This window comes from Micromonospora sp. NPDC048169 (assembly GCF_040652815.1).
In the GTDB taxonomy this organism is placed as follows: Bacteria; Actinomycetota; Actinomycetes; order Mycobacteriales; family Micromonosporaceae; genus Micromonospora.
In genome coordinates, this window is the sequence record NZ_JBEZMS010000031.1 from 1 (window position 1) to 21,725 (window position 21,725).

Consider the following 21,725-nt stretch of genomic DNA (forward strand, 5'->3'; position numbering starts at 1 on the left):
CATCCGCTGGGAAATCCGCGACGACATCCACGAAGCCTTCCTCAGCCTCGCCTGCGCCCTCATCTGCTGGCGCCAACTCCAACGTTAGGAGTTCTTAACAGCCGCAGGCCGGAGCATGGGGCGCGGGGGGCCCGGGACAGGACCCCCCGCAGGGAAGGGACGGCTGGCTGCGCTCAGCAGCCTCGAAGGCCGGCCGGCCGGCGCGCGGCCACGGCCCACCTTCATGGACGCGACTGGCATCTCGTCCACCCTGTCAACGAGGGCGTACCGAACGAGGTCACGCCGTCCCGGCGGGCCTGAGGTGTTAAAAAGGGCCCCTTCTACAACGCGAGGCGTTAAGAAGGGGCCCTTCCTTGCACGTCAGGCGGCGAGCTTGCGCGCCAGGTTCTCGTCGAGCGCGTTCATGAACTCGTCGGTGGTCAGCCACGGGGCGTCCCGCGAGATGAGCAGCGCGAGGTCCTTGGTCATCTGGCCGCCCTCGACGGTGTCCACGATGACCTTCTCCAGCGTGTCGGCGAACTCGGTGACCGCCGGGGTGCCGTCCAGCTTGCCCCGGTGGGCCAGGCCCCGGGTCCAGGCGTAGATCGAGGCGATCGGGTTGGTCGAGGTCTTCTCGCCCTTCTGGTACTGCCGGTAGTGCCGGGTGACAGTGCCGTGGGCGGCCTCGGCCTCGACGGTACGGCCGTCCGGGGAGAGCAGCACCGAGGTCATCAGGCCCAGCGAGCCGAAGCCCTGCGCGACGGTGTCGGACTGCACGTCACCGTCGTAGTTCTTGCAGGCCCAGACGTATCCGCCCTCCCACTTGAGCGCGGCGGCGACCATGTCGTCGATCAGCCGGTGCTCGTAGGTGAGGCCGGCGGCCTCGAACTCGGCCTTGAACTCGTTCTCGAACACCTCGGCGAAGATGTCCTTGAACCGGCCGTCGTACGCCTTGAGGATGGTGTTCTTGGTCGACATGTAGACCGGGTAGCCGCGGTCCAGGCCGTACCGGAACGAGGCGCGGGCGAAGTCCCGGATCGACTCGTCGTAGTTGTACATGCCCATGGCGATGCCGCCGCCGGGGAAGTTGGCGACCTCCATCTCCATCGGGGTGCCGCCGTCGGCCGGGGTGTAGGTGATGGTCACCGTGCCCGGGCCGGGGACGACGAAGTCGGTGGCCTTGTACTGGTCACCGTGCGCGTGCCGGCCGATGATGATCGGCTTGGTCCAGCCCGGGACGAGCCGCGGCACGTTCGACATGATGATCGGCTCGCGGAAGACCACGCCGCCGAGGATGTTGCGGATGGTGCCGTTCGGCGACCGCCACATCTTCTTCAGGCCGAACTCCTCCACCCGGGCCTCGTCCGGGGTGATGGTGGCGCACTTGACGCCGACGCCGTGCTCCTTGATGGCGTTGGCGGCGTCGACCGTGACCTGGTCGTCGGTGGCGTCACGGTGCTGGATCGACAGGTCGTAGTAGTGCAGGTCGACGTCGAGGTAGGGCAGGATCAGCTGCTCCCGGATCTGCTTCCAGATGATCCGGGTCATCTCGTCGCCGTCGATCTCCACGACCGGGTTGTTTACCTTGATCTTCGCCATCGGCCGGCGCTCCTCTCGGGGGACACGTGCTCAAGCAGTACGAGCGTACTGGAAACTGGCCGGCAGTCCCCAGGCGGCCCGGGTGGACCGCCGGAAAAGCGGGCTGCGTCGCGCCGCGACCCGCTGGCATCATCGTCCGATGCCGCACAGCCGCACCATCGGGTCTATCACGGTCACCGCGCTCAGCGACGGCGAGGGGCCCTTCTTCCAGCCCCGCGGCGAGGCCTTTCCCGACGCCACCGAGACGCACTGGGCGGCGGCCGACCGCCTCGATCCGGGCGCGGTCACCGACGACGGCCGGTGGTGGCTGCGGTTCCGCGCGTTCGCCCTGCGGGCCGACGACGGGCCGGTCACGCTTGTCGACGCCGGGATCGGCCCGGCCGACTCCCTCGCCGCGAGCTGGGCGCCGGTGCCGGGCCGGCTCCCCGCCGAGCTGGCCGCCGCCGGGATCGATCCGGCCGACGTCCGCACCGTGGTCCTCACCCACCTGCACACCGATCATGTGGGCTGGGCCGGACCGCTGTTCCCGAACGCGGACCACCTGGTCCAGCGCGCCGAGGTGGACGCGCTGGAGCTGTTCCACCCGGATCTGCCGGCCCGGCTGCTGACGCCGTTGCGCGCCGCCGGCCGGCTGCGGGTGGTCGACGGCGAGACGCCCCTCACCCCTGGGGTACGGCTGCTGCACACGCCCGGGCACACGCCGGGCCACCAGTCGGTGCTCATCGAGGCGGGCGACGACCGTCTCCTGATCACCGGCGACCTGCTCGTGCACGCGATCCAGCTGGCAGACCCGGCCCTCCCCTACGCGCACGAGGTCGATCCGGCCACGGCCCGCCACTCCCGGCAGCACCTGCTGGCGACCCTCTCCCCCGCCCTCCTGGCCACCCCCCACCTGACCGCACCCTTCACCCCATACCCGCCGCCCCGTCGATCATGAAGTTGACGGCGGAAATGGAGATCAACTCGACCGCCAACTTCATGATCGACAGGGGGGAACCGCGGGCGGGACGGCAGAAGGCCCGCCGGCGGAGCCGGCGGGCCTTCTACGCGTTTGCTACGTCACATGCTGGCGACGTCGCCCTGCTTGGCACGGACCGCCTCGGCGGCCTCCTTCAGCGCGGCCAGCTCGTCGGCGTCCAGGTCGGTCTCGACGACCCGCTTCACGCCCTCGGCGCCGATCTCGGCCTCGACGCCCAGGTAGACGCCGGAAATGCCGTACTCGCCGTCGACCCAGGCGCAGACCGGCATGACGTCGCCGGAGTCCTCGGCCACTGCCTTCGCCATCCGGGCCGCGGCGGCGGACGGGGCGTAGTACGCGGAACCGGTCTTGAGCAGCGCGACGACCTCGGCGCCACCGTTGCGGGTCTTGACGACCAGCTCCTCGATCTGCTCGGCCGGCATGACGTCACGCAGCGGCTTGCCGTTCACGGTGCTCTTGGACGGCACCGGGACCATGGTGTCGCCGTGCGAGCCGAGCGTCAGGGTCCGTACCGACTTCACCGGTACGCTCAGCGCCTCGGCGACGAAGTTGGTGAAGCGGGCGGTGTCCAGCATGCCGGCCTGGCCGAGCACCCGGTTCTTGGGGAACTGGGTCGCGAGCTGGGCCAGCGCGGTCATCTCGTCGAGCGGGTTGGACACCACGATGACGACGGCGTTCGGGGCGTACTTGGCGACGTTCTCGGAGACCTGACGGACGATCTTGGCGTTGGTCTCCAGCAGGTCCATCCGGCTCATGCCCGGCTTGCGCGGCAGGCCGGCGGTGATGACGACCACGTCCGAGCCCTCGATGGCGTCGTAGCCCTCGCCGTTCGGGCCGGTGGTGACGCCGACGACCTTGGTCTCGAAGCCCTCGACCGCGCGGGACTGGTTGAGGTCGAGCGCGAGACCCGCCGGCTTGCCCTCCACGATGTCGGTGATCACGACGGTGTCGAAGACGTCGTACTCGGCCAGGCGCTGTGCGGTGGTCGAGCCGTAGAAGCCGGCGCCGACGACAGTGACCTTCTTACCCATGGTCGTCCCACTCCCTGATACCAGTCGGTTTTCCGGACCGTATCAGCCATCCTGGCACCGATCGGGCCAGGGGCGGACGGTTATGACCTGGCTGGGTGTCAGCCGACCCGCTCGGCCCGTTCGACCACGTTGGTCAGGAGCATCGCGCGGGTCATCGGGCCGACGCCACCGGGCATCGGCACCACCTTGCCGGCGACCTCGGTCACCTCCGGGTCGACGTCGCCGGTGTAGCGGCCCTTGCCGTCGTCGCCGATCACACGGGTGATGCCGACATCGACCACGGTCGCGCCCGGGTTGACCATGTCCGCGGTGAGCAGGCCCGGCACGCCGGCGGCGACGATGACGACGTCGGCGGCGCGGGTGTGCGCGGCGAGGTCGAGCGTGCCGGTGTGGCAGAGCGTCACTGTGGCGTTCTCGCTGCGCCGGGTCAGCAGCAGGCCCAGCGGGCGGCCAACGGTGTTGCCCCGGCCGACGACCGCCACGTTCGCGCCGCGCAGCGGCACGTCGTGCCGACGCAGCAGCTCGACGATGCCGCGTGGGGTGCAGGGCAGCGGCGCGTCGTACCCGAGGACGAGCCGGCCCAGGTTGACCGGGTGCAGCCCGTCGGCGTCCTTGTCGGGGTCGATCGACTCCAGGGCGCGCTGGGTGTCGAGGTGCCCGGGGAGCGGGAGCTGGACGATGTAGCCGTGGCAGGCCGGGTCGGCGTTCAGCTCGGCGAGCGCCGCGTCGAGCTGCTCCTGGGTGGCGTCGGCCGGCAGCGTGACCCGCAGCGAGGCGATGCCGACCTCGGCGCAGTCGCGGTGCTTGCCGTTGACGTACGCCTGGGAACCGGGGTCCTCCCCGACCAGCACCGTGCCGAGACCGGGGGTGATGCCGCGTTCCGCGAGCGCCTTGACCCGGGCTCGTAGCTCGTCCTTGATCTCCGCCGCGGTGGCCTTGCCGTCCAGGATCGTCGCCGTCACGTCGTGATCGTCTCACGTCCGCAGCCGAGGCCGGACGACGACGGCCGACGATCACGCTCAGCAACGTGGCGGAAGTCACGGAGAGTCACCAACCACCGGACGCGCAGGGCGAGCCGGACCCGGGCGGGCACGCACCGGACGTTCGGAGCCGACACCCCAGAGCCATCCGACGTCACCTCGACCGGGCCACCGATGACGAACAAAAGGCCAGTTCAGCACCGCTACTAGCAGGCGGGAGCAACGACGGCAAGGTTCGGCGAACACGATCAGTCATCAATTGACCACGCATCAGTTGTCGAGGGGCCGACCCGCGACCTACGGTTACCACTCGTTGCGCAGAGTCACCCAGCGTCGGGACGACCGCGCAGCGTGAGGAGATGAGGAGACCCCCATGCGTGTTCGTAGGCTCGCGGCCTGGGCCGCGCTCCCGCTCGCGGTGACGCTCGGCCTGACGGCCTGCGGCTCGGGCGGTGGCGGCGGCGGCACCGGCGACTCCGACGCGGCCGTGCGGATCGAGATCGCCGAGCCGCAGCACCTGGTGCCCACAAACACAAACGAGACGAGCGGCTCCCAGGTCCTGTCGGCCCTGTTCAGCCCGCTCGTCGACTACGACGACGCGAACAAGCCGCACGAGGTGGCGGCCGAAAAGGTGACGACGTCGGACAACAAGGTCTGGACGATCAAGCTGAAGCCCGGCTACACGTTCCACAACGGCGAGCAGGTCACCGCCGACAACTACATCGACGCCTGGAACTACGGCGCGTACGCGCCGAACGGCCAGAACTCCAGCTACTTCTTCGAGAAGGTGGCCGGCTACGAGGACCTCCAGGGCGAGAGCCCGAAGGCCAAGACGCTCAGCGGCCTGAAGAAGGTCGACGACCTCACCTTCACCGTGACGCTCAGCGAGCCGTACGTGGACTTCAAGTCCATGCTCGGCTACACCGCCTTCTACCCGCTGCCCGAGGCGGCCTTCTCCGCGCCGGGCGTGCTGGCCGAGGGCTACGAGCAGGCGCCGATCGGCCAGGGCCCGTTCAAGATGAAGGGCACCTGGCAGCACGACGCCAAGGTCGAGGTGGAGCGCTACGACGCGTTCCCGGGCCAGCAGCCCAAGGTCGGCGGCGTCGAGTTCCGCATCTACCAGCAGCCGACCGCCGCGTACGCGGACGTGCTGTCGGACAACCTCGACGTGATCAAGACGATCCCGACCGAGAACCTGTCCACCGCCGCGACCGACCTGGGCGACCGCTTCCTCCAGAGCCCGGCCTCGTCGCTGCAGGTGCTGGCCTTCCCGACGTTCCAGGAGGAGTTCAGCAAGCCCGAGGTGCGCAAGGCGATCTCGATGGCGATCGACCGGGACGAGATCACCAAGTCGATCTTCAAGGACTCGCAGCAGCCGGCCCGCTCGTTCGTCTCGCCGGTGGTCGCGGGTTACCGGGAGAACACCATCGGCACCGCCGGCGCGTTCGACCCGGTCAAGGCCAAGGCCGCGTACGAGGCCGCGGGCGGCCCGAAGAAGATCGAGCTGTCCTACAACGGCGACGGCGGCCACAAGGACTGGGTCGACGCGACCTGCAACCAGCTCAAGGCCAACCTGGGCGTGGAGTGCGTGGGCACCGCGGAGCCGAAGTTCGCGGACCTGCTGACCAAGGTCAAGCAGAAGCAGCCGGTCGGCCTGTTCCGGATGGGCTGGGTCATGGACTACCCGTCCATGGAGAACTACCTCGGCCCGCTGTACAGCAGCACCGGCTCGTCGAACTACTACGGCTACAGCAACCCGGAGTTCGACAAGCTGCTCGCCGAGGGCGCCCGCGCGGCCACCGAGGACGAGGCGATCGAGAAGTACCAGGCGGCGGAGGACCTGCTCGCGCAGGACATGCCGGTGATCCCGCTGCGGTACGGGCAGAACAACTTCGGCCACTCGACCAAGGTCAAGAACGTCCACGTGGACCTCTTCGACCGGGTGGACCTGGTGAAGATCGAACGCGCCTGACACCCCGCTGACGGGCCGGGCCACCCCCACCGGGTGGCCCGGCCCTGGCATTGGCCCGCATTTCGCCCGGTTTCGGCAGACTTGCCAGCATGCTCCGCTTCATCCTGCGGCGACTGCTCCAGATGGTCCTCGCGTTCTTCGGAACCACACTGATCGTCTACGCGCTGATGTTCGCCGGGCAGGGCGACCCGATCCAGGCCCTCGCCGGGGAGCGGCCGGTGACCGCGGCGCAGCGGGCCTACCTAACCGAGAAGTACCACCTGGACGCGACAGGTGTCGGCGGCTTCTTCTACCGCTACTTCGACTACCTGCGCGGCCTGGTCCAGGGTGACCTCGGGCAGTCGCTCACCGGGCGGCAGATCAGCGACATCCTCGCCGCCGCGTGGCCGGTCACCGTGAAACTCGCCGTGATCGCGATGGCCGTGACGGTGATCTTCGGGGTCACCGCCGGCGTGATCGCGGCGATCCGCCGCTCCGGCGTGTTCGACCACGCCACACTCGTGCTCACGCTGCTGGTGCTCGGCATCCCCACCATCGTGCTGGCCCCGCTGGCCCAGTACTTCCTCGGCGTACGCTGGCCGGTCTTCCCGCCCACCGCCGGAGCGCAACCCTCCTTCTACGCGCTGCTGCTGCCGGGCATCGTGCTCGGCTCGCTCTCCCTGGCCACCGCGCTGCGGCTGACCCGTACCTCGGTGACCGAGAACCTGCGCGCCGACTACGTCCGCACCGCCCGGTCCAAAGGGCTGCGGCGACGCCGCATCGTCGGCGTGCACGTGCTGCGCAACTCGCTCATCCCGGTGATCACCTTCCTCGGCGTCGAACTGGGCAACCTGATGGGCGGCGCGATCATCACCGAGGGCGTGTTCAACGTCCCCGGCGTCGGCTTCAACCTGTTCCGCGGCATCCGCACCGAGGACGGCCCGCTGGTGGTCGGCATCGTGAGCGTGCTCGTCGTGGTCTACCTGCTGTCCAACCTGGTGGTGGACGTGCTCTACGCCGTCCTCGACCCGAGGATCCGCTATGAGTGAGCACAACGAGGTGCGGCCGTGAGTGACTTCGAGACGGTCGCGGCGACCGAGAACCAGGCCGCGCGGCGCGGTGTCTCCGGCGAACCGGGCACGCCCGGCCGCGCCGGGCGGCCGGACCGGGCCCGCAGCCTGGCCGGGGACGCCTGGCGTGACCTGCGCCGCAACCCGGTCTTCTGGATCAGCCTGCTGCTGGTGGTGCTGGTCGCCGCCATGGCCGTGGCGCCCGGGCTGTTCGCCGCCAACGACCCGCGCGACTGCGTGCTCTCCCGGCAGCACGCCGGGCCGTCCGGCGGGGCCGTCTTCGGGTACGACTTCCAGGGCTGCGACACGTTCGCCAGGGCCGTCTACGGCGCTCGCGCCTCGCTGCTCGTCGGTGCGTTCTCCGCGCTGATCACCGGTGTGATCGCACTCGTCGTCGGCATGGTCGCCGGCTACTTCGGCGGCTGGGTCGACGCGGTGCTGTCCCGGGTGATCGACATCGTGCTCGGCATCCCGCTGCTGCTGGCCGCGATCGTGCTGCTCAAGCGCGTGAGCACCAGCGGCGACACGGTACGGCTCTTCGCGGTGATCCTCGTGCTGGCGCTGCTCGGCTGGACCACCGCGGCCCGGGTCGTCCGCTCCTCGGTGATCACCGCCCGGGAGCAGGACTACGTGGCAGCCGCCCGGATGCTCGGAGCCGGCAACGGCCGGATCATGTGGCGGCACATCCTGCCGAACGCGCTCGCCCCGGCCATCGTGGTGCTCACCATCGCGCTCGGGTCGTTCATCGCGGCCGAGGCGACGCTGAGCTTCCTCGGCATCGGCCTGAAGGCGCCGACCATCTCGTGGGGCATCGACATCGACGCCGGGCGGGTGCACATGCGCGAGTCCGCGACGCCGCTGATCGTGCCGTCGACGTTCCTCGCCCTGACCGTGCTCGCCTTCATCATGCTCGGCGACGCGATCCGCGACGCCTTCGACCCGAAGCTGCGGTGACCCGTGCGAGCGCGAGGAGTGAGCGCAGCGAGCCCCGCAGTCGCGAGCGAAAGGCAGGCACAGCCATGACGCAGAACGCGGTCCGGCCCACGCCGGCCTCACCCACCCCGCCCGGCGGGCACCTGCTGGAGGTACGGGACCTGCACGTCGAGTTCCGTACCCGGGAGGGCGTGGCGCGCGTGATCAACGGGGTGACGTACCACCTGGACGCCGGTGAGACGCTCGCGGTGCTGGGCGAGTCCGGCTCCGGCAAGTCCGTCACCGCCCAGGCGATCATGGGCATCCTGGACACCCCGCCCGCGTACGTGCGCGGCGGGCAGATCCTCTACCAGGGGCGGGACCTGCTCGCCCGCCCGGAGGAGGAGCGCCGGCAGATCCGCGGCGCCGAGATCGCGATGATCTTCCAGGACGCGCTGTCGGCGCTGAACCCGGTCTTCCCGGTCGGCTGGCAGATCGGCGAGTCGCTGCGCGAGCGGGCCGGCATGTCGCGGGCCGACGCGCGCAGGCGGACCGTCGAGCTGATGGACCTGGTCCGGATCCCGGCCGCGGCGAAGCGGCTCGGCGACTACCCGCACCAGTTCTCCGGCGGCATGCGGCAACGCGTCATGATCGCGATGGCGCTGGCGCTGGACCCGAAGGTGCTGATCGCCGACGAGCCCACCACGGCGCTGGACGTCACAGTGCAGGCGCAGATCATGGACCTCCTGGCCGACCTGCGCCGGGATCTCGGCATGGCGCTCGTCCTGATCACCCACGACCTGGGCGTGGTCGCCGGTGTGGCGGACCGGATCGCGGTCATGTACGCGGGCCGGATCGTCGAGCACGCCGACGTGCACGCGCTGTACCGGGCACCGGCCCACCCGTACACGAAGGGGTTGCTGGAGTCGATCCCGCGACTGGACGTGCGCGGCCAGGCGCTGTCCAGCATCCGCGGGTTGCCGCCGAACCTGATGGCGATCCCGTCCGGCTGCCCGTTCCACCCCCGGTGCCCGTACGTCCAGCCGGTCTGCGTGGACGAGGTGCCGCACGACCTGGTGCTCGGCGACGGTCGGACCAGCGCGTGTCACTTCGCCCAGGAGGTGCACGATGACCGCGACGGCTGAACCCGCGAAGGTGCGCGGCGAGGCGATCCTCGCCGTCGACCAGCTGGTCAAGCACTTCCCGATCAGCCAGGGCGTGCTGTTCAAGAAGACCATCGGCCAGGTCAAGGCCGTCGACGGCGTCTCGTTCGAGCTGCGGCGCGGTGAGACGCTCGGCGTGGTGGGCGAGTCCGGGTGCGGCAAGTCGACGCTGGCCCGGCTGCTCATGCGCCTGGAGACGCCCACCGCCGGGCGGGTCACGCTCGAGGGACGCGACCTGCTCCGGGCCACCGGGGCGGACCTGCGCCGGCTGCGCCGGAACATGCAGATGGTGATGCAGGATCCGTACACCTCGCTGAACCCGCGGATGACTGTCGGCGACATCGTCGGCGAGCCGTTCGAGATCCACCCCGACGTCGCGCCGAAGCGCAGCCGGCGGCAGCGGGTGCAGGAGCTGCTGGACGTGGTCGGGCTCAACCCGGAGCACGTCAACCGCTACCCGCACCAGTTCTCCGGCGGCCAGCGGCAGCGCATCGGCATCGCCCGGGCGCTCGCGCTACGGCCCGAGATCATCGTCTGCGACGAGCCGGTGTCGGCCCTCGACGTGTCCATCCAGGCCCAGGTGATCAACCTGTTGGAGCAGCTCCAGGACGAGCTGGGGCTGTCGTACATCTTCATCGCCCACGACCTGTCGGTGGTGCGGCACATCTCCGACCGGGTCGCGGTGATGTACCTGGGCCGGATCGTGGAGATCGGCACCGAGGAGCAGATCTACCAGCGCGCGACCCACCCGTACACCCAGGCGCTGCTGTCGGCGGTGCCGGTGCCCGACCCGGAGGCCCGCGACCGGCGGACCATCATCCGGCTCACCGGCGACGTGCCCAGCCCGGCCGAGCCGCCGTCCGGCTGCCACTTCCGGACCCGCTGCTGGAAGGCCGAGGAGGTCTGCGCGACGCAGGACCCGCAGGCGGTGCCCCGCGCGGCGGACCCGCACCCCAGCGCCTGCCACTTCGCCGAGGTGCGCACCGAGGTGTGACGACGAAGGCCCCGTCCCCCGGAGGAAGAGGGGGCGGGGCCTCCGATGCGGGCACGCGTGCGGAAGGCGGACCCGGACGAACCCGAGCGGGCCCGGCGGCGTGAGGCGCGCCGCCGTACCGGCGCACGGCAGCTCGCGGCGGAACCGCCGGGTCGACGCGGCGGGTTCCGGTGCGGCGCCGACGCGGCGTCCCGGTGCGGGCTGCGGGGTTCGGTGCGGCTCAGGCGGCCGGCGGGGCGCGCGCGGCGAGCGGGCCACGCGGCGGGAGCGGCACGACCGGCGGCCGGGGCGCGGACGCGACCGGCTCCGGCACGACCGGGCCGGCCACGCGCGGGAGCGCGGCCGGGGCCAGGTCGTCCGGGCCGTCGGTGTAGCCGAGGCCGCCGCCGTGGTCGTGCCACGGCCCGGCGACAAGCTCCGACCAGGAGATTCCGGGGTACGGGGCACGCAGCGCGACAGCGCTCGTTCCGCTCGCCGAGGCGGTGGCCGCAGCGGGCGGCGCGGCCGATCCCAGTCCGGCCAGGACGAACGCCAGCGTGACGACGACGGCGATCAACCGGTCGCGAACGCGCATGGCACACCTGCCGGGCTCACAGACAGCGGAGACGCTCGATCGTCGCCGCGCACACGCTAGCAACCGCCTCCGGCGGCGGGCAACGGCCCGGCGTCCGGGTGCGTCAGTCGTGTGGACGACCGACGCGCCCGGACAGGCCGGGCCGGACCGGTCAGTGGAAGAAGTGCCGGGTGCCGGTCAGGTACATGGTGACGCCGGCCGCCTTGCAGGCCGCGATGGTCTCCTCGTCGCGGATCGAGCCGCCCGGCTGCACGATCGCCCGCACCCCGGCGTCGATGAGGATCTGCGGACCGTCGGCGAACGGGAAGAACGCGTCCGAGGCGCAGACCGAGCCGCGGGCCCGCTCGTCACCGGCCCGGCTGACGGCCAGCCGCGCCGAGTCCACCCGGTTCACCTGTCCCATGCCGACACCGACGGTGGCGCCGTCGCGGGCCAGCAGGATCGCGTTGCTCTTGACCGCGCGTACCGCCCGCCAGGCGAACGCCAGGTCACGCAGCGTCGCCTCGTCGGCCGGGTCGCCGGTGGCCAGCGTCCAGCCGGACGGGTCGTCGCCGGGTGCGTCGACCGCGTCCCGCGTCTGCACCAGCACGCCGCCGCTGACCTGCCGCCACTCCGCCGGCCGCACGGCGAACGCTGGCGCCCGCAGCAGGCGGAGGTTCTTCTTGGCCCGCAGCAGGTCCAGCGCGTCCTCGTCGAAGCCGGGCGCCACAAGCACCTCGGTGAAGATCTCCGCGACCTGACCGGCCAGCGCCGCGTCGACCGGCCGGTTCACCGCGATCACGCCGCCGAACGCGGAGACCGGGTCGCAGGCGTGCGCCCTGCGGTGCGCCTCGGCGACGTCCGCGCCCACAGCGATGCCGCACGGGTTGGCGTGCTTGATGATCGCCACCGCCGGCTGGTCCGGGAAGTCGTTGGCGGCCCGCCAGGCGGCGTCCGCGTCGACGTAGTTGTTGTAGGACATCTCCTTGCCGTGCAACTGCTCGGCCTGGGCCAGCCCGGCCGGCGCGCCCGGGTCGGTGTAGAGCGCCGCCGCCTGGTGCGGGTTCTCGCCGTACCGCAGCACCGCCTGGCGGCGCAGCGCCAGCCCGGCGAACCGCGGCCAGCCGTCCTCGGCCGGCGACACGGTGGTGGCGAACCAGTCGGCCACCGCGACGTCGTAGTCGGCGATGTCGGCGAACGCACGGGCCGCCAGCGCCCGGCGCCCGGCCAGCGTGAACCCACCCTCGACGAGCGCGTCCACCACCGCCGGGTACGCGGCCGGGTCGGTCACCACAGCCACCGAGGCGTGGTTCTTCGCCGCGGCCCGCACCATCGCCGGACCGCCGATGTCGATCTGCTCGACGCACTCGTCGGCGTCGGCGCCGGAGGCGACTGTGGCCTGGAACGGGTAGAGGTTGGAGACCAGCAGGTCGATGCCGGCGATGCCGTGCTCGTCGAGCTGGGCGGCGTGCGCGTCCTTGCGCAGGTCGGCGAGGAGGCCGCCGTGGATCTTCGGGTGCAGCGTCTTGACCCGCCCGTCGAGGATCTCCGGGGAGCCGGTGACCTGCTCGACCGGCGTCACCGGCACCCCCGCGCCGGCGATCGTCGAAGCGGTGCTCCCTGTCGACACGATCTCCACGCCGGCCTCGTGCAGGGCGCGGGCCAGCTCGGCCAGGCCGGTCTTGTCGTAGACGCTGACCAGCGCGCGCCGGATCGGGCGGCGGCCGGCGTCCTCAGTGGCGTTCACGGGATGGTGACCTTTCTGCCGGTGATCGTCCAACCTTCACGGACCAGGCGGCCGACCTGCTCGACGAGCTGGCGCCGCTCGGCGGACTTGATGCGCTCGGTGAGCGTGTCCTCGTCGTCGTCGTCGTGCACCGGCACGGCGACCTGGGCCACGATCGGGCCGGTGTCCATGCCGGCGTCGACGAAGAACAGGGTGGCCCCGGTGACCTTCACGCCGTACGCCAGCGCGTCGCGGGGGCCGTGGATGCCGGGGAACGCCGGCAGCAGCGTGTTGTGCGTGTTGAGGTAGCGGTCGCCGAACGCGGTCAGGAACTCCGGGCCGACCAGTTTGAGGAAGCCGGCGCTGATGACCAGGTCGGGCCGGTGCTCGGCGACCCGCGCGGTGAGCGCCTTGTCCCAGTCGGCGCGGGTGGGGTGGTCCTTGACGCGCTCGACGAAGGACGGCACACCCGCGGTGGCGGCCCGGTCCAGGCCGGCGATCCCGTCCCGGTCGGCGCCGACGGCGACCACCCGGGCGCCGTACCCGGGGTCGGCGGTGGCGTCCAGCAACGCCTGGAGGTTGCTGCCGGAGCCGGAGACGAGGACGACGAGGCGGGCGACGGACGCGGGCTCGGTCACCGGGTAACCCTATCGGGCAGGTCAGGCGGCTCGGCTGCGGGGCGGCAGCCCATCGGCTGACCTCGCCGGTGGCATGATCGCGGTACGCTGCCGGTCGCCCGGTGTCCGGTCTCGCGCCCGGCCCGCACCCCCACGTAGAACCCGGCACGCCGCGTGCCGTCGGACCGAGGAGTACTTCGCATGCAGCCCGGATACCCCCAGCAGCAGCCGCAGCAGATCGACAACAACATGACGATGTCCATCGTCGCGATCTTCCTGTTCTGGCCGCTCGCGATCCCGGCCATCATCAACGCGTCGAAGGTCAACCCGCTGATCCAGCAGGGTGACTACGCCGGCGCCCAGGCCGCCGCCGCCGAGTCCAAGAAGTGGTCCAAGTGGGCCCTCATCGTCGGCCTGGTCTGGATCGGCATCATCGTGGTGTGTTGCCTCTTCGGCGGCCTGGCCGGTCTCGTCAGTGGCAGCAGCACAAACTGACCGACAACCCGAACCGATCTGAGGAGCACCCAGACATGCAGCCCGGTTACCCCGGACAGGACCCGTACGGCCAGCAGCCGAACCAGGATCCGAACGCTCAGCCGCACGACCCGTACGCCCAGCCGCCGCAGGCCCCGCAGTACGGCCAGCAGCCGCAGTACGGGCAGCAGCCCACCTCGGGACAGCCGTACGGCCAGCCCACCTCGGGTCAGCCCGCCTACGGCCAGGACCCGTACGCGCAGCAGCAGCCGTACGGCGCCGCGCCGCAGTACCCGGGCGCCGGCTACCCGGCCGGACCGGGCCAGGCCCCGAACAACACGCTGGGCCTCGTGTCGATGATCCTCGGTATCGCCTCGATCCCGATGGTCTGCTGCTTCTACCTGGGCATCCCGCTCGGTATCGCCGCGGTCGTCACCGGCTACCTGGGCCGCCAGAAGGCCGCGCAGGGGCTCGCCAACAACGACGGTCAGGCCAAGACCGGTCTGATCTGCGGCGCGATCGGCGCCGGCCTGGGCATCGTCCTGATCATCCTGAGCGTGGTCGCCAACGTCAGCCTGCCGGCCCAGCCCTGATCGTCCCCCCGTCAGGGGCGTCCACCGACCGGTGGGCGCCCCTGACGCGTCTGTCGCCCTCGGTGACGACGACGGGTCGGCGGGCGCGGGTCAGCGTGCGGGGTGGCGGCGGGTCAGCGTGCGCGGGTCAGCGTGCGGGTGGCGGCGGCGCCGAGCACCGCGCCCACCCCGATGACCAGCGTGGCCACCGCTGCCACCGCCCACGGCGACGGGCCGATCTCGGCCAGCCGGCCGCCGCCGAGCGACCCGCCGGAGGCCGCCGCGAACAGCCCGAGCAGCGCGCCGGCGACCGGCCCGGCGAGCACGGCCGGCAGCAGCAGCGCCGGCCAGCCCACCTCGGACCGCTCCTCGGCCGCCGTGCGCAGCAGCCGCCGGGCCAGCAGCCAGCCGGCCGCCATCGCGGCCAGCAACGGCACGGCCAGCAACGCGCCACCCAGCCCGTCCATCGGCCCGCGCGGCAGGCCGGCCAGCAGCGGTACGGCCGGCAGCGCGCCGACGGAGACCTCGCTCGTGCGTACGGCGCTGTCGGTGCCGACCGCGAACCCGGGACCGAGCAGGTAGCTGGCCGACCAGGCGGTGGCGTTCGGCGCGTAGGCGAGGCTGACCAGGGTGACGCCCGCCTGACCGGCCACCCCGGTCTGGTACGCCCCGATCATGTCGGCCGCGTCGCCGCCACCGGTGGCCACCGCCAGCCCGGCCGCACCGGCGCCCGCGCCACACAGGAGCAGCGCCGCTACCAGTCCGGTACGCAGGCCGTCGCGCACCGGTGGTGGGCAGCGCGCGGCCAGCAGCGCCCAGGCGCCCGTGGTGCGCAGCGCGCCGACCAGCGCGCCCGCCACGCCGAACACGGCGAACGTGAGCGCGGCAGTGACCGGGGAGACCCGCAGGCCGCCCGCGTCGACAGCGAACGCGGCGAGCGCGCCGAGCAGCGCGTACCCGATGCCGACGGCGACCGCGACGGTGAGTGCCTGGCGCGGCGAGCCCGCCCCGCGCGCCCCGACGGCCCGGCTGACGTGCACCCCGGCGCGGGTGAGCCGCCAGACGGCGAGCGCGCTGAGCGCGAGCGGCGCCAGGCCCAGCGGCCCGGCGGTGGTCTGCAACGGGACCCCGTGGCCGAGCAGCCAGCCGGCCAGGCCGGCGCGCAACGCGCCGCCGAACGACCCGGCGTCCTCGCTGAGCTGGGCGAGGCCCAGCACCGCGGAGACCGGCAGCCAGGAGGTCAGCGCCGCCCAGAGCGCGGCCACCCCGGCGGCGACCGGCAGCGGGGCCCGGCTGCGTGGCTCCTCACCCGATCGGGGCGCGGGCACCCGCGCGGCCGGACGGGCGCGGCCGGGCGGCCGGACGCCGGCCGAGGGACCGGTGGCCGGACGGCGGGGCTGGTCAGGGGTGACGCGTGACATCGTGTCTACTCTGGCACGCCGCGCGAAGGACGGCAGTCCGATACCGGGTCGGCAGCGTGGCGAGTTCGCCGAACCCCGGCCGGGCGGCGGTGATCCGGTCTAGCCTCGGCCTCAGACGCGACCGTTCCCGTCGCGGCGCCGACCGCCCGGAGGAAGCCGTGCACGCTCCGTATCCGCCGCCACCGCCGCCACCGGCCGTCGGCCGCGACCGGACCACGCTCTGGGGCGTCCTCGGCATCGTCTTCGGCCTGTTCTGCTGCGGCATCCTGGGCATCGTCTTCGGCGCGCTGTCGATCCGCGACGCCCGGCGCAACCGCAGGTCGCAGTTGCTCGGCTGGCTGGGCGTCGCGTTCGGCGTGATCAACATCGTCGCCAGCGCCATCGTGCGCGCCCGAGGCAACTCGTACTACCCGTACTGGTACCGCTGAAGGGCCAGGGCCGGAAAGCCGATCTCCCGGGGCAGGTCCACCGGATTCCGATGGACCTGCCCCGGGAGTGTCTGACCCGGTGGGAGTCCCGTCAGTAGCTGACCACCACTCGGCTGACGTTGAGCGTGCCGCTGCTCTTGATGGTGAAGTGGTAATTGCCCTTGGCGACGTCGCCGAAGTAGAGGTAACCGTCACCGCCGACGCAGCTGATGGTGCCCCGCTTCACCTCGGTGTCCGGGCCCGTGGCCTCCCGATATACCGCGACCGTGGGGTTGTAGCTGCACTGACGGAACCAGATGTAGCCGTTTGTGGAATCCTTGTTGTTGTCGTACCAGGTACGCGACTCGAATCCACTCCCCGCCCCGCTGATGCTGCTCTCCCACGAGGCTTCGGCGTAGGCGGCGCTTGACACCCCGACCGCCGCCACCGTGCCGATCGCGATTCCGGCGAGTGCGAGCCTGGCGCTTTTCTTGTTCATCTCTTTCCCCTTCCGAGCCATGGACGAAGCCAGCGACTGGCGCCGGGACAGCAGGGGGAATTGCGTACGGTTTCCTTCGACGAACCAGTGCGCCGACCGTCGCGCGCCGATCGGAAAAGAGGTCGAAGGAATGACGCGTGCAGTTGCCGCTTTGAGCCCCCCGTGGGCCAACGCTGAGCGAGACGCTATCCGAGGTCAAGCAAGATAGTCAATACAGGACGCACGCGTGCGACCCTGTCGTATCGCTGGTGGATCTGCGCCGACAGGGGGCGGCCCCTGACACGCCGGCGGGGGGGTGCCGTCCCGACGCCCGTCGTGACCGATGGCCGACAAAGCGGTTGCCAGGCGCCGGAATTTGTCCTATTCCACGGCCCTTTTAGCTGCATTATCGAGCCAACCACCCCGGCACTCCCGCGCGACCAGGTGCTCGCGCCATCCCCTCCCCAACCTCGCCCGCCTGCCGGCCGCGGCTCGACGCCACGAACGTTGACCATTGACGGTATTGCTTGGCGTCGGATAACGTCTCGCTCAGCGTTGGCCCACGGGGGGCTCAAAGCGGCAGATGTACGCATCAATCTCGCATGATCTCGAATCGACCGGTACGCACCGGTCTATTCGTTGACCCCCTCCCATCCGGGTGCCTTTCGCTGGCTTTTCCGTGGATCGGACCGAAGGGGAAAGAGATGAACAAGAGAAGCGCCAGGCTCGCACTCGCCGGAATCGCGATCGGCACGGTCGCGGCGGTCGGCGTGTCCGGCGCCGCCTACGCCGAAGCCTCGTGGAACAGCAGCATCAGCGGGGCGGGAAACGGATTCGAGTCGCGCACCTGGTACGACAACAACAAGGATTCCGTAAACGGATACGTGTACTTCTCGGGCTGCAACGCGAATCCGACAGTGGCGGTCTACCGGGAGGATCTGGGACCGGACACCGAGGTGAAGCGAGGCACCATCTACTGCCAGAACAGCAGTGGCTATCTCTACTTCGGGGATGTCGCCAAGGGCAACTACCACTTCACCATCAAGAGCACCGGCACCGGAACGCAGGGCCTCTCGGTCAGCTATGTCAGTGTAGTTTACTGACCAGCCGAGAGTTTCTGTCCGACCGCGGGCACGGCCTGGTGAGGACCGGACCCGTCGACGGCAGCGCGGATGCATCCGCGCTGCCGTCGCGGCGTTGGTGTCGGCGAAGGGCGGCTTCCCGGTCCGGCCCCCGTCGCAACATCCCGAACATTCCTGGGCCGGCACGGGCACCACAGAGGAGGCGCGCATGGCGCTGATCGCCGAGGACCTCAGCTTCTCCTACCGGTTCCGGGGGCAGCGGGTGATCGAGGATCTGACATGGCAGGTGCCCGCGGCCACGCGGACCATCCTGCTGGGGCCCAACGGCGCCGGCAAGAGCACGCTGCTGCGGCTGCTGGCCGGCATCCACCGACCACGCAAGGGCAGGGTCTTTGTCGCCGACGAGCAGGGACGGCGCACGGACGGCCGCGGCCTCCGCCGTCGGGTGGCCTGGATGCCCCAGGACGTCACCGCCATCCGAGGGCTCACCGTGCTCGAGCAGATCACCTACGCCGGCTGGCTCGGCGGGCTAAGGGAGTCCGAGGCCCGGCGACGGGCTCTGGCCGCCGTCGAGCAGGTGGCGCTCGCGGAGAAGTCGGCCGCGCGTGCCGAAACCCTCTCCGGCGGCCAGCTGCGGCGGCTCGGCCTGGCCGAAGCGCTGGTCCTTCAGGCGGACTTCCTGCTGCTGGACGAGCCCACCGCCGGTCTCGATCCGGTCCAGCGGGCCAATTTCCGCAGGGTCCTGCTCGACCTGCCGAGCTGCGGCCTGGTGGTCTCCACCCACCAGATCGATGACATCGCCGACGTGTTCGACCGGGTGGCGATGCTGGTGCGGGGAAAGGTCGTCTTCGACGGCTCGGAGGCCGAATTCCACGCGCTGAGCACAGACGGCAGCAACGGACGTACGTCGGCCGAGCAGGTCTTCGCCTCGCTCCTGCCCGGACTCGACCATTGAACCCGTTGGTCAGCCTCCGCTGGAGCCGAGGGCTGTTCGCGCTGCCGGTGCTGATGATCTCCGCGGTGGTGGTCGCCTACACCACCGCCTCCTCGGCCGTTGACGACTACCCGCTCCCGAGAGTCGCCGCCGCCCACCGCAGTCTCGTCCTGCTGTCGCCGTTGCTGGCGGCCTGGACCGCAGACCGCTCGCATGCCCTCCGAGGCTTCCTCCGCGCCCACGAACCGGTTCGGCGGCGGCCAGCCGCTTTGTTCCTGGCCCTCTGGCCGCTGTTCGCGGCCGCCGCACTCGCGCAACTCGTCGCTCTCGGGGCGGCTCGCGTCGTACCGTGGGATCCCCAGGCCGTCGGGATGACCGTCACCACCCTGGTCGCCCTACTGGCGAGCTTCGTGCTCGGTGCGGCAGCCGGCCAGGCGTTTCCCCGGGTCATCGCCCTCTCGGCGCCCGCCGTCGCGCTGTTCCTCTGGCATGTGGTGCCGGCCGGCGTCAGCCCGTACTGGCTGAGGTACGCGAATTCCACGTTCGTCACCTGCTGCACCCCGGAACAGCAACTCTCGACGCTGGTCTACCGGGCGTCGATCGGCGTCGCCGCCGTCTGGGCCCTGGGCGTTCTCATCCTGCTGGCGACCCGGCTCAAGGGCCGCCCGTTCAGTCTCGGCCTCGGCGTGGTGGTGGCGGTCGGCGTGGCTGCGGGTAGCGCACTCGTCGAGTCACCCGCTGGTGCCCTGACCGTTCAGGTTCGAGCCGAGCAGCCGGTCTGCGCGACGGAGAAGATCACGGTCTGCGTCTGGCCCGAACACGCCGATCAACTACCGGCCGAGGTCAGACTGTTCACGGCTGTCCGGGCCAGCCTGGAGAAGGCCGGCCTGAACATGCCGGACGCCTACAGCGAGTCGCCACTCCACCCGACCGGTGCGCTGCGCATTGAGGCGGCCTCCTACGCGACTGACGCGGATCGCCGGTTCACCGTCGCCACGGCGCTGCTGCCGGACCCGCAACGATGTGTGGTCGGCAGCGCCGAGGACGCCAAGGTGCACGGGGTGTACAACGGCGCTCTGCGCTGGTTGAGCCGGAAGTCAGGAATGACCGAGGCGGAGATCCAGTCCCGGCTGGGCCCGATCGACCCCTCCGACTCGACCATGAGCTCGGTGTTCGCCCTGCCCCCCGACGAGCAAAGACAGTGGTATCTGAAGCAGCGAGCCCTGCTCGACGCGAAATGCGGCGGATGATCGGCAGGTCAGATCGATGACGAACTGGTTGAAGACGCGCCGGGCCAAGATGATCTTTCTGTGGATCGCCGGGATGGCGGTGCTGTCAGCCCTCCTCGGCCAACGTGTCGTGGAGCTTCCCGCCGTGTTGGGCGGGGGGTCGAGTTCCACCCCCTGGGCGATCTTCCTGCCGTTGCCCGTGGTGATCGCACTGGCCCACGGTCTCTCGTCCCGGGCACGCGCGGTGGAGGCGGCGTGTCACAGGTCGATCGGCCGCTGGGACGCCGCACTCGTCGCCGGTACGGTGATGCTCTCGGCGCTCGCGCTCGGAGCCGCTGCTGTGGCCACGGACGGCATGCCTGCCCTGGCCGTCCGCAATCTGATGTTGCTGTCCGGCACCGCGGCCGTGCTGACCGCGCTGCATTCGGCCGAAGCCGGTGCCGGCGCGATCGCGCTGGTCGTCGTGCTCACCAACTCCATCGGTCCGAGCGTGCGCGGCTCGGGCCACCTCCGCGTGATGCAGGCTCCCGCCGACGACTTGTGGTCCTGGCTGCTGGCGTCGGCAGCGCTGCTGGCGGCGATCGCGCTTCTCGTCCGGGATCCTCGACCGACGCGCCACGTCGGACGATGAACGAGTGCGGGGGCGGCCCGATGGGCCGCCCCCGCACTCACTGTTGCCATTGTCCTAGCGGCCGGACATGAGCTCCCGCATCAGGTTGGCGGTCTCGGTCGGGGTCTTGCCGACCTTGACGCCCACCGCCTCCAGCGCGGCCTTCTTGGCGTCGGCGGTGCCCGCCGAGCCCGAGATGATCGCGCCGGCGTGGCCCATGGTCTTGCCGGGCGGGGCGGTGAAGCCGGCGATGTAGCCGACCACCGGCTTGGTGACGTTGGCCTTGATGAACTCGGCCGCCCGCTCCTCGGCGTCGCCGCCGATCTCGCCGATCATGACGATCGCGTCGGTCTCCGGGTCCGCCTCGAAGGCGGCCAGGGCGTCGATGTGGGTGGTGCCGATGATCGGGTCACCGCCGATGCCGACGCAGGTGGAGAAGCCGATGTCGCGCAGCTCGTACATCATCTGGTAGGTCAGCGTGCCGCTCTTGCTGACCAGGCCGATCCGGCCGGAGCCGGTGATGTCGGCCGGGATGATGCCGGCGTTCGACGCGCCCGGCGAGGCGATGCCCGGGCAGTTCGGGCCGATGATCCGGGTCCGCTCGCCCTTGGACTTGTTGTACGCCCAGAACGCGGCGGTGTCGTGCACCGGCACGCCCTCGGTGATCACCACGGCCAGGTCGATGCCGGCGTCGATCGCCTCGACCACGGCGGCCTTGGTGAACTGCGGCGGTACGAAGATGACAGTGACGTCCGCGCCGGTCTCCTTCATCGCGTCCGCGACGGAGGCGAAGACGGGCAGCTCGGTGCCGTCGAAGTCGACTGTGGTGCCGGCCTTGCGCGGGTTCACGCCGCCGACCACGTTGGTGCCGGCGGCGAGCATCCGCCGGGTGTGCTTGGAACCCTCGGAACCGGTCATCCCCTGCACGATGACCTTGGAGTCCTTGGTCAGCCAGATAGCCATT

The 21,725-nt window shown here is 71.0% G+C and carries 22 protein-coding genes; 13 read left to right on the plus strand and 9 right to left on the minus strand.

The features are described from left to right. Positions 1-360: 360 nt before the first annotated feature. Complete coding sequence (locus tag AB0D28_RS22985) at positions 361-1,578, minus strand: NADP-dependent isocitrate dehydrogenase (RefSeq protein WP_013288497.1); 1,218 nt, start codon at positions 1,576-1,578, stop codon at positions 361-363. A 139-nt stretch (positions 1,579-1,717) separates the two neighbouring features. On the opposite strand from AB0D28_RS22985, the gene AB0D28_RS22990 reads away from it, so the two are divergent. Beyond that, positions 1,718-2,515 carry an MBL fold metallo-hydrolase gene (locus tag AB0D28_RS22990; RefSeq protein ID WP_357388789.1) on the plus strand — a complete coding sequence of 266 codons (798 nt, stop codon included), beginning with the start codon at positions 1,718-1,720 and terminating at the stop codon, positions 2,513-2,515. 122 nt (positions 2,516-2,637) lie between these two features. On the opposite strand, the gene mdh is transcribed toward AB0D28_RS22990, so the two are convergent. Both mdh and AB0D28_RS23000 read right to left on the minus strand, forming a co-directional pair. Further along, positions 2,638-3,588 carry a malate dehydrogenase gene (mdh, locus tag AB0D28_RS22995; RefSeq protein ID WP_357388791.1) on the minus strand — a complete coding sequence of 317 codons (951 nt, stop codon included), beginning with the start codon at positions 3,586-3,588 and terminating at the stop codon, positions 2,638-2,640. Positions 3,589-3,686: 98 nt separating this feature from the next. After that, positions 3,687-4,550 (minus strand): bifunctional methylenetetrahydrofolate dehydrogenase/methenyltetrahydrofolate cyclohydrolase, encoded by an 864-nt coding sequence (locus tag AB0D28_RS23000; protein ID WP_357388793.1) that lies wholly within the window; start codon positions 4,548-4,550, stop codon positions 3,687-3,689. A 391-nt stretch (positions 4,551-4,941) separates the two neighbouring features. On the opposite strand from AB0D28_RS23000, the gene AB0D28_RS23005 reads away from it, so the two are divergent. The 5 genes from AB0D28_RS23005 (at position 4,942) to AB0D28_RS23025 (ending at position 10,658) form a co-directional block, all read left to right on the plus strand. Next, complete coding sequence (locus AB0D28_RS23005) at positions 4,942-6,540, plus strand: ABC transporter substrate-binding protein (protein WP_357388795.1); 1,599 nt, start codon at positions 4,942-4,944, stop codon at positions 6,538-6,540. An 89-nt stretch (positions 6,541-6,629) separates the two neighbouring features. Continuing rightward, complete coding sequence (locus AB0D28_RS23010) at positions 6,630-7,568, plus strand: ABC transporter permease (RefSeq protein ID WP_357388797.1); 939 nt, start codon at positions 6,630-6,632, stop codon at positions 7,566-7,568. Positions 7,569-7,586: 18 nt separating this feature from the next. Beyond that, positions 7,587-8,543 carry an ABC transporter permease gene (locus AB0D28_RS23015; protein ID WP_357388799.1) on the plus strand — a complete coding sequence of 319 codons (957 nt, stop codon included), beginning with the start codon at positions 7,587-7,589 and terminating at the stop codon, positions 8,541-8,543. 65 nt (positions 8,544-8,608) lie between these two features. Then, on the plus strand, positions 8,609-9,646 hold the full coding sequence (locus AB0D28_RS23020; protein WP_357388801.1) for an ABC transporter ATP-binding protein: 1,038 nt from the start codon (positions 8,609-8,611) through the stop codon (positions 9,644-9,646). Continuing rightward, entirely contained in the window at positions 9,630-10,658 is a 1,029-nt protein-coding gene (locus AB0D28_RS23025; protein ID WP_357388803.1) for a dipeptide ABC transporter ATP-binding protein, read from the plus strand. The genes AB0D28_RS23020 and AB0D28_RS23025 overlap by 17 nt, the downstream gene beginning before the upstream one ends. 220 nt (positions 10,659-10,878) lie before the next feature. Here the strand turns inward: AB0D28_RS23025 and AB0D28_RS23030 are convergent, their stop codons facing one another. The 3 genes from AB0D28_RS23030 to purN form a co-directional block, all read right to left on the minus strand. Next, positions 10,879-11,232, minus strand: a complete 354-nt coding sequence (locus tag AB0D28_RS23030; RefSeq protein WP_357388805.1) for a hypothetical protein — start codon at positions 11,230-11,232, stop codon at positions 10,879-10,881. Positions 11,233-11,383: 151 nt separating this feature from the next. Continuing rightward, positions 11,384-12,958, minus strand: a complete 1,575-nt coding sequence (gene purH / locus AB0D28_RS23035) for a bifunctional phosphoribosylaminoimidazolecarboxamide formyltransferase/IMP cyclohydrolase (protein ID WP_357388807.1) — start codon at positions 12,956-12,958, stop codon at positions 11,384-11,386. Further along, positions 12,955-13,575 (minus strand): phosphoribosylglycinamide formyltransferase, encoded by a 621-nt coding sequence (gene purN / locus AB0D28_RS23040; protein WP_357388809.1) that lies wholly within the window; start codon positions 13,573-13,575, stop codon positions 12,955-12,957. Before purN ends, purH begins: the two co-directional genes overlap by 4 nt. A 180-nt stretch (positions 13,576-13,755) precedes the next feature. Between purN and AB0D28_RS23045 the strand changes: the two genes are divergently transcribed. After that, a complete protein-coding gene (locus AB0D28_RS23045; RefSeq protein ID WP_357388811.1) occupies positions 13,756-14,049 on the plus strand; it encodes a CD225/dispanin family protein in 294 nt (97 codons plus the stop codon). Between the two features lie 35 nt (positions 14,050-14,084). Then, positions 14,085-14,621, plus strand: a complete 537-nt coding sequence (locus AB0D28_RS23050; protein ID WP_357388813.1) for a DUF4190 domain-containing protein — start codon at positions 14,085-14,087, stop codon at positions 14,619-14,621. Between the two features lie 113 nt (positions 14,622-14,734). Here AB0D28_RS23050 and AB0D28_RS23055 read toward each other — a convergent pair whose 3' ends face one another. After that, positions 14,735-16,021 carry a DUF6350 family protein gene (locus AB0D28_RS23055; protein WP_357388815.1) on the minus strand — a complete coding sequence of 429 codons (1,287 nt, stop codon included), beginning with the start codon at positions 16,019-16,021 and terminating at the stop codon, positions 14,735-14,737. Positions 16,022-16,179: 158 nt separating this feature from the next. Between AB0D28_RS23055 and AB0D28_RS23060 the strand changes: the two genes are divergently transcribed. Then, a complete protein-coding gene (locus AB0D28_RS23060) occupies positions 16,180-16,449 on the plus strand; it encodes a DUF4190 domain-containing protein (RefSeq protein ID WP_357388817.1) in 270 nt (89 codons plus the stop codon). A gap of 91 nt (positions 16,450-16,540) precedes the next feature. On the opposite strand, the gene AB0D28_RS23065 is transcribed toward AB0D28_RS23060, so the two are convergent. Beyond that, positions 16,541-16,927 (minus strand): hypothetical protein, encoded by a 387-nt coding sequence (locus tag AB0D28_RS23065; protein WP_357388819.1) that lies wholly within the window; start codon positions 16,925-16,927, stop codon positions 16,541-16,543. A gap of 683 nt (positions 16,928-17,610) precedes the next feature. On the opposite strand from AB0D28_RS23065, the gene AB0D28_RS23070 reads away from it, so the two are divergent. The 4 genes from AB0D28_RS23070 (at position 17,611) to AB0D28_RS23085 (ending at position 20,782) form a co-directional block, all read left to right on the plus strand. After that, positions 17,611-18,009 carry a hypothetical protein gene (locus AB0D28_RS23070; protein ID WP_357388821.1) on the plus strand — a complete coding sequence of 133 codons (399 nt, stop codon included), beginning with the start codon at positions 17,611-17,613 and terminating at the stop codon, positions 18,007-18,009. A gap of 187 nt (positions 18,010-18,196) precedes the next feature. Further along, positions 18,197-18,943, plus strand: coding sequence for an ABC transporter ATP-binding protein (locus AB0D28_RS23075; RefSeq protein WP_357388823.1), 747 nt, complete (start codon positions 18,197-18,199; stop codon positions 18,941-18,943). 68 nt (positions 18,944-19,011) lie between these two features. Further along, on the plus strand, positions 19,012-20,172 hold the full coding sequence (locus AB0D28_RS23080; protein WP_357388825.1) for a hypothetical protein: 1,161 nt from the start codon (positions 19,012-19,014) through the stop codon (positions 20,170-20,172). Between the two features lie 16 nt (positions 20,173-20,188). Then, a complete protein-coding gene (locus tag AB0D28_RS23085) occupies positions 20,189-20,782 on the plus strand; it encodes a hypothetical protein (RefSeq protein ID WP_357388827.1) in 594 nt (197 codons plus the stop codon). Positions 20,783-20,836: 54 nt separating this feature from the next. Here AB0D28_RS23085 and sucD read toward each other — a convergent pair whose 3' ends face one another. Further along, positions 20,837-21,724 carry a succinate--CoA ligase subunit alpha gene (gene sucD, locus AB0D28_RS23090; RefSeq protein WP_210896349.1) on the minus strand — a complete coding sequence of 296 codons (888 nt, stop codon included), beginning with the start codon at positions 21,722-21,724 and terminating at the stop codon, positions 20,837-20,839. Between the last annotated feature and the right edge of the window lies 1 nt (position 21,725).